Consider the following 8,173-nt stretch of genomic DNA (forward strand, 5'->3'; position numbering starts at 1 on the left):
TCAGCGCGGTTCGATCGTGCCGTTCTCGGCGAGTCCGGCCAGCGCCTTCAGGTAGGCCGGGCGCTGGTCGCCGGGGACGCCGGCGGCGTCGAGGGTGGTGTGCACGTCGGGCTGGTCCCCGAGCGTGCGCACCACCTCGACCAGGATCTTCGTCTTCAGGAACGAAAGCCTCCGGGTGCCGAAGTCGTAGGCGAGCGCCCCGAACGGTTCCGGTCGCAACGCGACCCGCGGGGAGCACCGGTAGGCCTGGTCCGGATCGAACACGGTCAGTAGACGCCGCACATGCCGTCGATGGAGACCTCTTCCACGAGCAGGTCCTCCTCGACGAGCGAGTCTTCCACGGCGGGGGCGACGCTCTTGGCCTCGGACATGGGATGCTCCCTTCGGCGATGGGCCGCTCCGGTGCGGCCGCGCTTCTCGGACAATAATGGCACCGAGTGCCGAATGGAAGAGGGATGACCGAAAAGGCGGATCCGGCGCCCAGGGCGGGACGCAAGCCGATCACGTCGCGGGCGGAGGTCGAGCACGTGGCGTTCGAACTGTTCGCCAGCCGCGGGTTCGACCGCACGACGATCGACGACATCGCGAAGGCAGCCGGCATCGGGCGGCGCACGTTCTTCCGCTACTTCCCGTCGAAGAACGACATCGCCTGGGGCGACTTCGACGGCCAGCTGGACAAGATGCGCAAGCGCCTCGCGTCGTACCCGCCGGACCGCCCGCTGCCCGGCGTGCTGCGGGAGGCGCTGGTGGACTTCAACCGGGTGGACCCGTCCGAGGCGGTGTGGCACCGGCAGCGGATGGAGCTGATCCTGACCACGCCTGCGCTGCAGGCGCACTCGACGCTGCGCTACGCGGACTGGCGGCAGGTGATCGCGGAGTTCGTCGGGGGACGCCTCGGGGTGCCCGCGTCGGCGCTCGCCCCGCAGACCGTGGCCTACACCGCGCTGGGCATCGCGCTGGCCGCGTACGAGCAGTGGCTGCGCGACCCGCGCGCCGACCTCGCCGAGCTGATGGCCGCCGGGGTGGACGAGCTGACGGAAGCGCTGACCTGAGGGGACTGCCCACGACCGCGCCACTCGCGGACCCGAACGGCAGAACTCCACGGCAGCGCGCGAGTTCCACGCTCACGCGCGCGGCACGAGCGCGGAATTCACCCGCGAAAGCGGACTCGGCGGCAGCGCGCGAGTTCCGCGCTCTCGCGCCGGTTCCTCAGTCGGCCACCAGGTTCAGCAGCGTCGCCGGGCCGAGGACTTTCGCGCCCTCCGCCGTCACGCGTGCTCGCAGCTCGCGGTCGGCCGTCACCACCACCACGTGGTCGTCCGGGCGGGCGTCGCGCGTTTTGCGGACGCTTTCCACGATCTGGGAGTCGCCGTCGCGGACCGCGGCGATCACCTCGACCTCGTCGGCCGGTGGCACGTCTCTCGCCTGGCCTTCGACGACCATCTGCACCCGCGGCCACCACGACCAGTCCGCCCCGCCGAGCCCGACGTCCGCGCTGCGCACCCCGCCGCGCGCCAGCCCGGACAACCGGTCCCGCAGCCGCTCCGCCGCGCCTGCCCGGTCCCGCCACCAGCCGTCCGGCCGGGAGCCGACCACGTTGGCCGCGTCGACCACCAGCACCAGCTCCCGGCCGAGTTCGGCGTGCAGCGCGGGCCACGCGGCCGCGAAGTCCGCGTGCAGCGGGAACGAGCCGACCTCGTCCGGCGGCACCCACCGCAGCTCGGCGCTCTCCTCGTTGACCACCCGCTCCCGCACCGGGTGCCGGGTGTTCGCCAGGACCGTCGTGTAGCTCCAGCCGCCGTGGTCGACCACCGACTCCGCGGTGGGCCGCACCGCGGCGGACGGCACCGCGGCCTCCTCCTCCGCCTCACGGGTGGCGGCCTCGCGCGCGGACTCGTGACCGCGGCGCGCGCCGCCGGGCAGCGCCCACGTCTCGCCGTGGTGCGTCCACCAGGCCCGGTGCTGCAGCAGCACACCCCGCTCGGGATCGGTCAGCAGCAGGCCCGCGGCGCCGAAGAGGCCCCAATGCCGGTGGCCGCGCTCGCAGTACACGAAGCCGTCGCCGTCATCAGGGGTCATCGTTCCAGCTTGTCATACCGCCGTGGCTTCGAGCGCGAGCGCGGCGGCCCCCACCAGCGCGGCGTCGTCGCCCAGCTGCGCGGTGCGGATGCGCGCGAGCGGCCGGTGCCTGCCGCCGGTGATCGCCGCCGCGTAGTGCTCGCGGGCCTCGTCGAGGAACAGCGGCGCCGACTCCGACACCCCGCCGGCGATCACCACGATCTCCGGGTCGAACACGTCCGCGACCAGCGCCAGCCCCTCGCCGAGCCACTTCGCCAGCTCGGCCACCGCCCGCTGCGCGATGGGGTCGCCGTCGCGCGCCGCCCCGGCCACCCGCCGCCCGGTCAGCGCGCCCGGGTCCAGCGCGATGTCCCTGGACAGGACCGTGGACGTGCCCGGGTACCTGGCCAGCAGCTCGATCGCGGTCGCGGCCAGCGCGGTGCCGCTGCAGTAGCGCTCCCAGCAGCCGTACTTGCCGCACGGGCACGCCCGCCCGTCCGGCACCACCGTCAGGTGCCCCAGCTCCGGCGCGACCCCGTTCGCGCCCCGGTACAGCTCGCCGTCCAGCAGCAGCCCCGCGCCGATCCCGGTGCCGATCGCCACCAGCGCCGCGACCCCGGCCCCGCGCGCGGCGCCGAAGCGGTGCTCGCCGACCGCGGCGGCGTTCGCGTCGTGCTCCAGCGTCACCGGCAGGCCGACGCGCTTGGCGATCCGGTCCGCCACCGGCGCGTGCCGCCAGGCCAGGTGCGGCGCGAACATCACGGTGCGCCGGTCGTTGGCGACGAACCCGGCGACCGCCAGCCCGACCCCGGCGACGTCTTCGTGCCGGTTGCGCAGCTCGTCGATCACGGCGGTGATGGCGTCTTCGAGCGCGTCCTCGGCGGCCGGCGTGCCCGCCCGCGCGGTGTCCAGGATCGAGCCGTGCTCGTCCACCACTCCGGCACGGACGCTCGTGCCGCCGACGTCCAGGCCGATCGCGTGCACTAGCCCTCCCGCCACTGCACCGGGATGCGTTGCACCCGGCCGGAGTCCGGCTGCGGCCGCGGCGGCGGCTGGAACCCGGGCATGTGCACGCCCTCCTGCGGCTCCCACCGGTCGGCCAGCACGGCCCGCAGCAACGCGATGATCTGCGCCGCCTGCTCCAGCACGCGGGCGACGAACTCGGGCTTCTCACCGCGCACCACGGCGACCACGGCGCACAGCGGGCACCAGCCGCAGTCGCTGTCACCATCGGGCTTCTCGGCCGTGCCGTGCCCGGCGGCGACCACGCCGTCCAGCCAGGGGGCCGCGCGTTCGACGACCATCTCGACGAGCAGCCGGATCTCCTCGGCCAGGCTCGCCGCGGTCACGCCTTCGGTCGTCATCGGTCCTCCCCCGGCTTGGTGAGCGAGACGACGAGACCGTCCGCATCGGACTCGGCGCCGGTGATCCGGCATGGCCGCAACGACTCCGGCAGCGCCACCAGGCGGCGGAACCCGTCGACGGTGACGGCCAGGTCGTCGTCCACCCGCGCCAGGTCCAGCTCGGCCCCGCGGTCCAGCGGCAGCGCCAGCCGCAGCCGGTACCCACCGTCCACTTCGGTCACGTGCAGCAGCGGCGCGGACGTGGATCCCTTGCCCTCCAGCGGATCCCGCTCGCCGTACAGCTCGGTGGCGATCTCCCGCAGCGCGGGCAGCCCGACCGGCTCGGCGGCGCGGTGCTCCACCCTGGCCAGCTCCCAGGTCAGCTCGTTCAGCACCTCGTCCTGCTGGCGGCGGCGGGTGCGCATCCAGTTCGCGGCCGCCCCGCGCCACACGCCGGGCGCGGGCATCAGCCGGTTCACGATCAGCCCGTCGACCCGGATCCCGCGCAGCGCGAGCGAGCTCAGCGTGCGGCGCGCCTCGGCGACCACGACCCGCTCCGGCGTCAGCACCAGCCGCACGGTGGTGACGGCCGGATCGGTCAGCAGGTCACGCAGCGCCGAGACGTGCGCGGCGAGGTCGCGCACCGACCGGGCCAGTCCCCGCGAGCCGGTGAGCGTGAGCTGCCAGCCGAACACCTTGTCCAGGTACCCGGCCACGGCCTCGGGAAGCGCGAGCAGCCGCAGCGTTTCCGCGGTCGGCCCGCAGTCGACCACCACGACGTCCCAGCGGCCTGCCTCGGCCAGCCGCTGCACCTCGGTCAGCGCGAGCAGCTCGTCCACGCCCGGCAGGACGCTCAGCTCCTCGGCGTCCAGCGCGTCCACCCCGGCGCCCGCGAGCGCGCCCTTGAGCCTGCCGCGCAGGTCCTGCCAGATGTCGTCGACCAGGCCGCGCGAGTCGACCTGCGCGCCGTGCAGCCGGGTGTCCACGTCGGACGGTTCGCGGCCGAGGCGCTTGCCGAACGCGTCGGCCAGCGAATGCGCGGGGTCGGTGGACACGACCAGCGTCTTGTACCCGCGGGCGGCCAGGCCCGCCGCCGTCGCCGCGGCGAGCGTCGTCTTGCCGACGCCTCCCTTGCCGGTGAACAGCAGCAGCCGGGTCATGGGCCGTCCCGCCCTCAGGCGAGGTCCTCCACGCGGCGCTTGAGCTCCTTGAGCGCGGTGTCCATGACCATCTTCTCCGCCTTGCGGCGCAGCAGCCCGATCATCGGCAGCACCAGCTCGACCGACAGCGTGTAGGTGACCCGCGTGCGGTTCCCGACCGCCTCCAGCTCGTAGCGGCCGTCCTGCGCCTTCTGCATCTGGCCGCGCACCAGGTGCCAGCTGACCGACCGGCCGTCGGCGGCCCAGTCGTACTCCAGCGTGTAGACGTCCTTGATCGGGCCGGCGTCCAGGGTCAGCTTGACCTGCTTGGGACGGCCCGCGTCGTCGGTCGCGAGCACCTCGGTCTCCCGGACCTGCTTGGCCCATTCCGGGTACGACGCGAAGTCCGCGATCACCGCCATGACCTTCTCCGGCGGCGCGTCGACCTCGATGGACTGCGTGGACTGGTCGGCCATGGCGGAGAGGTTACCGCCTGGCCCGCGTCACCACCGCAGGACGTACGGGCGCCCGGTGACCTTGAAGTGGCCGACGTTGCGGCACTCGGTGCGGCCCACCCGCAGCCGGGCCGACAGCGGCTGGTGCACGTGGCCGAACAGCGACCACCGCGGCTGCTCCGCGTAGACCAGCCCGCGCAGGGCCGACGAGCCCAGCTCGTGCCGCCGGGCGACCACGTCGTAGGTCAGCTCCGGCAGCGCGGGCGGCTGGTGGGTGCACAGCACGTCGATGTCGGTGAGCTTGCCCACCGCCTCGTCGAACTCCTCCTGCGTGCGCAGGTAGGGCCGCCACACCGGGTTGGACCGGCGGATCGTGGCCCCGGCCGGCAGCACCACGCCGCCCGCGAAGCCGAACCGCAGGCCGCCGATCTCGACGACCTCGCCCTCGACCAGCCGCACGTCGTCACCGGCGAACTCGGGCCACAGGTCCGGCGAGTCGACGTTGCCCGCGATCGCGTAGGTCGGCGCTGTCATCGCCGCGAACATCGCCGCGTACTGCTCGCGGACGGCCTCCTCGACGGCGGCGGCCGGGTCGTCCAGGCTCGACCACAGCGACTTCGAGAAGGCGATCGACTCCTCGCGGGTGCCCTCGCGGCGGAGCCGGGCGAACGTGGCGACCTTCTCCGGGCCGAACAGCGTGCCGAGGATGCCCTGGTCGTGCTGGTGGTAGTCGACGAAGTCGAGCAGGTCGCCGAGGACGATCAGCGCGTCCGCCCCATCACCGGCCTTGGCCAGGGCTTCCGTGTTCCCGTGGACGTCCGAGACGACATGAACGCGCATGATTCCCCAGTTTAGCGATGCTAAGAAGTCCGCGGGGGAATCCCGGGCTCCCGACCGTCCTCCAGGATCTCCTTCAGGCCCAGCGCCACGGCCTTGGCCGCGCGGGCCCTGCGGTCGAATTCGCGGCGCAGCTGCCGGGGGCTCATTTCCCCGGCCGGGCTCGCGCGCAGGAAGTAGTGCAGCAGCGTGCCGTCCAGCGTGCGCTCGAGCCAGACCTCCATCGTGCCGACCAGCGCGCCCCGGACGGTCCAGCGCAGGCCCTCCTCGCCGCGGTCGGTGTAGACCTCGAGCACCAGGTCGGGCCAGTACCGCCGCCACGCGGCCGGGTCGGCGAACACCGCCGCCACGGTGCCGGGCGGCACCGCGAGGAAGGTCTCGTCGACGATGTCGATGCTGGGCGGCGCACCGTTGAGCGTGCTCACGCGAGTGAGAATGTCATGCCCGTGTTACCGGCGGTCCGCCCCCTTGGTCGTAAGGTGTCACCGACGCTAAGTTGTGACTGGCGAGTAACACCCTTGAACCACGGAGGTCCACCGTGCGCGAGTACAGCGCCCCGGCAGTGCAGCCGGTTGCCGATGACGAGAACCTCGCCGACATCGTGTGGGCGAACGCCGAGCGGTTCCCCGACGCGATCAGCTTCCGCCGCCAGGTGGACGGCTCGTGGCTGGACGTCACGGCCCGCGAGTTCGCCGCCCAGGTCATCGGCGTCGCGAAGGGCCTGGTCGAGGCCGGGATCGAGCGCGGCGACCGGGTCGGCCTGATGTCCAAGACCCGGTACGAGTGGACGCTGATCGACTTCGCCATCTGGGCGGCGGGCGCCGTCACCGTGCCGATCTACGACACGTCCTCGCCCGAGCAGGTCGCCTGGATCCTGTCCGACTCCGGCGCCAAGGGCGTCTTCGTGGAGACGAGCGAGCACCTGGCCGCGGTCGACGAGGTCCGCGACCGGCTGCCCGGCCTGCAGTACACCTGGCAGATCGAGGCGGCCCGCCCCGCGGTGGACGAGCTGACCACGCTGGGCGCCGACGTGGCCGACGACACCGTGCACGAGCGGCGCCGCATCGTGCAGGCGGGCGACCTGGCCACCATCGTGTACACCTCGGGCACCACCGGCCGTCCCAAGGGCGTCGAGCTGACCCACCGCAACCTGCTGGCCGAGATCCGGGCCGACATCAACGCCTTCCCGCAGCTGATGGAGCAGGGCAACTCGCTGCTGTGCTTCCTGCCGCTGGCGCACGTGCTGGCCCGCGCGATCGCCGTCACCGCCGTCACCGCGCGCGTGACGCTCGGCCACACCCCGGACGTCAAGAACCTGGTGGCCGACCTGGGCACCTTCCGGCCGACGTTCGTGGTGGCCGTGCCGCGCGTGTTCGAGAAGGTCTACAACGGCGCGAAGCAGAAGGCGCACTCCGAGGGCAAGGGCAAGATCTTCGACCGGGCCGAGCAGGTCGCGGTGTCCTACAGCGAGGCGCAGGACACCGGCGGCGCCGGGCTGGGCCTGAAGGCGCAGCACCTGCTGTTCGACAAGCTGGTCTACGGCAAGCTGCGGGCCGCGCTCGGCGGCCGCTGCATCGCCGCGGTCTCCGGCGGCGCGCCGCTGGGCGCCCGGCTGGCGCACTTCTTCCGCGGCATCGGCGTGCCGGTGTTCGAGGGCTACGGCCTGACCGAGACCTCGGCCGCGGCGAACGTGAACACGCAGGACGCGTTCCGCGTCGGCACCGTGGGCCGCCCGGTGGCGGGCACCTCCGTGCGGATCGCCGAAGACGGCGAGGTCCTGCTCAAGGGCGACGTCGTGTTCGGCGCGTACTTCAACAACGAGACCGCCACCAAGGAGGCGCTGGAGGACGGCTGGTTCCACACCGGCGACCTCGGCGAGCTCGACGACGACGGCTTCCTGAAGATCACCGGGCGCAAGAAGGAGATCATCGTGACGGCGGGCGGCAAGAACGTCGCCCCGTCCGGTCTCGAGGACACCATGCGCGCCCACCCGCTGATCTCCCAGGCCATGGTGGTCGGCGACCAGCGCCCGTTCATCGCCGCGCTGATCACGATCGACGAGGAGTTCTTCCCGGCCTGGAAGTCGCAGAACGGCAAGCCGGCCGACGCCACGGTCGCCGACCTGGCACAGGACCCGGACCTGATCGCGGCCGTGCAGGGCGCGGTCGACGAGGCGAACAAGCAGGTCTCGCACGCCGAGTCGATCAAGAAGTTCGTCATCCTCGGCAACGACTTCACCGAGGCGGGCGGCGAGATCACGCCGAGCCTGAAGCTCAAGCGCAACGTGGTGACGAAGAACTACGCGACCTTCATCGAAGGCCTGTACCAGAAGTAACGAGAC

At 72.7% G+C, this 8,173-nt stretch carries 11 protein-coding genes; 2 read left to right on the forward strand and 9 right to left on the reverse strand.

Annotation, left to right across the window (positions count from 1 at the left end):
• Together mftB and mftA are read right to left on the reverse strand one after the other, a co-directional pair.
• Complete coding sequence (gene mftB, locus ABZ215_RS04900; RefSeq protein ID WP_017983864.1) at positions 1–282, reverse strand: mycofactocin biosynthesis chaperone MftB; 282 nt, start codon at positions 280–282, stop codon at positions 1–3.
• Positions 267–371: a mycofactocin precursor MftA gene (gene mftA / locus ABZ215_RS04905; RefSeq protein ID WP_020421040.1), complete on the reverse strand. Its 105-nt coding sequence runs from the start codon at positions 369–371 to the stop codon at positions 267–269. The genes mftB and mftA overlap by 16 nt, the downstream gene beginning before the upstream one ends.
• An 84-nt stretch (positions 372–455) precedes the next feature.
• On the opposite strand from mftA, the gene mftR reads away from it, so the two are divergent.
• A complete protein-coding gene (gene mftR, locus ABZ215_RS04910; protein ID WP_020421041.1) occupies positions 456–1,052 on the forward strand; it encodes a mycofactocin system transcriptional regulator in 597 nt (198 codons plus the stop codon).
• A 157-nt stretch (positions 1,053–1,209) separates the two neighbouring features.
• Here mftR and ABZ215_RS04915 read toward each other — a convergent pair whose 3' ends face one another.
• Genes ABZ215_RS04915 through ABZ215_RS04945 form a run of 7 tightly spaced genes read right to left on the reverse strand, consistent with a single transcriptional unit; the run spans position 1,210 to position 6,257 of the window.
• Complete coding sequence (locus ABZ215_RS04915; protein WP_354947802.1) at positions 1,210–2,079, reverse strand: NUDIX domain-containing protein; 870 nt, start codon at positions 2,077–2,079, stop codon at positions 1,210–1,212.
• Between the two features lie 12 nt (positions 2,080–2,091).
• Entirely contained in the window at positions 2,092–3,027 is a 936-nt protein-coding gene (locus ABZ215_RS04920) for an ROK family protein (protein ID WP_027936303.1), read from the reverse strand.
• A 14-nt stretch (positions 3,028–3,041) separates the two neighbouring features.
• On the reverse strand, positions 3,042–3,422 hold the full coding sequence (locus tag ABZ215_RS04925) for a hypothetical protein (RefSeq protein WP_020421044.1): 381 nt from the start codon (positions 3,420–3,422) through the stop codon (positions 3,042–3,044).
• Positions 3,419–4,561, reverse strand: coding sequence for an ArsA family ATPase (locus ABZ215_RS04930; RefSeq protein ID WP_354711391.1), 1,143 nt, complete (start codon positions 4,559–4,561; stop codon positions 3,419–3,421). The genes ABZ215_RS04925 and ABZ215_RS04930 overlap by 4 nt, the downstream gene beginning before the upstream one ends.
• 14 nt (positions 4,562–4,575) lie before the next feature.
• Complete coding sequence (locus ABZ215_RS04935) at positions 4,576–5,016, reverse strand: SRPBCC family protein (RefSeq protein WP_017983871.1); 441 nt, start codon at positions 5,014–5,016, stop codon at positions 4,576–4,578.
• Between the two features lie 27 nt (positions 5,017–5,043).
• Positions 5,044–5,835 carry a metallophosphoesterase gene (locus tag ABZ215_RS04940; protein ID WP_027936304.1) on the reverse strand — a complete coding sequence of 264 codons (792 nt, stop codon included), beginning with the start codon at positions 5,833–5,835 and terminating at the stop codon, positions 5,044–5,046.
• Between the two features lie 20 nt (positions 5,836–5,855).
• Positions 5,856–6,257 (reverse strand): hypothetical protein, encoded by a 402-nt coding sequence (locus ABZ215_RS04945; protein ID WP_020421047.1) that lies wholly within the window; start codon positions 6,255–6,257, stop codon positions 5,856–5,858.
• Positions 6,258–6,370: 113 nt separating this feature from the next.
• Between ABZ215_RS04945 and ABZ215_RS04950 the strand changes: the two genes are divergently transcribed.
• Positions 6,371–8,167: a long-chain fatty acid--CoA ligase gene (locus ABZ215_RS04950; RefSeq protein ID WP_354947805.1), complete on the forward strand. Its 1,797-nt coding sequence runs from the start codon at positions 6,371–6,373 to the stop codon at positions 8,165–8,167.
• Positions 8,168–8,173 lie beyond the last annotated feature (6 nt).

The sequence above is a fragment of the Amycolatopsis sp. NPDC006131 genome, from assembly GCF_040614175.1.
Taxonomy (GTDB): Bacteria; Actinomycetota; Actinomycetes; order Mycobacteriales; family Pseudonocardiaceae; genus Amycolatopsis_E; species Amycolatopsis_E tucumanensis.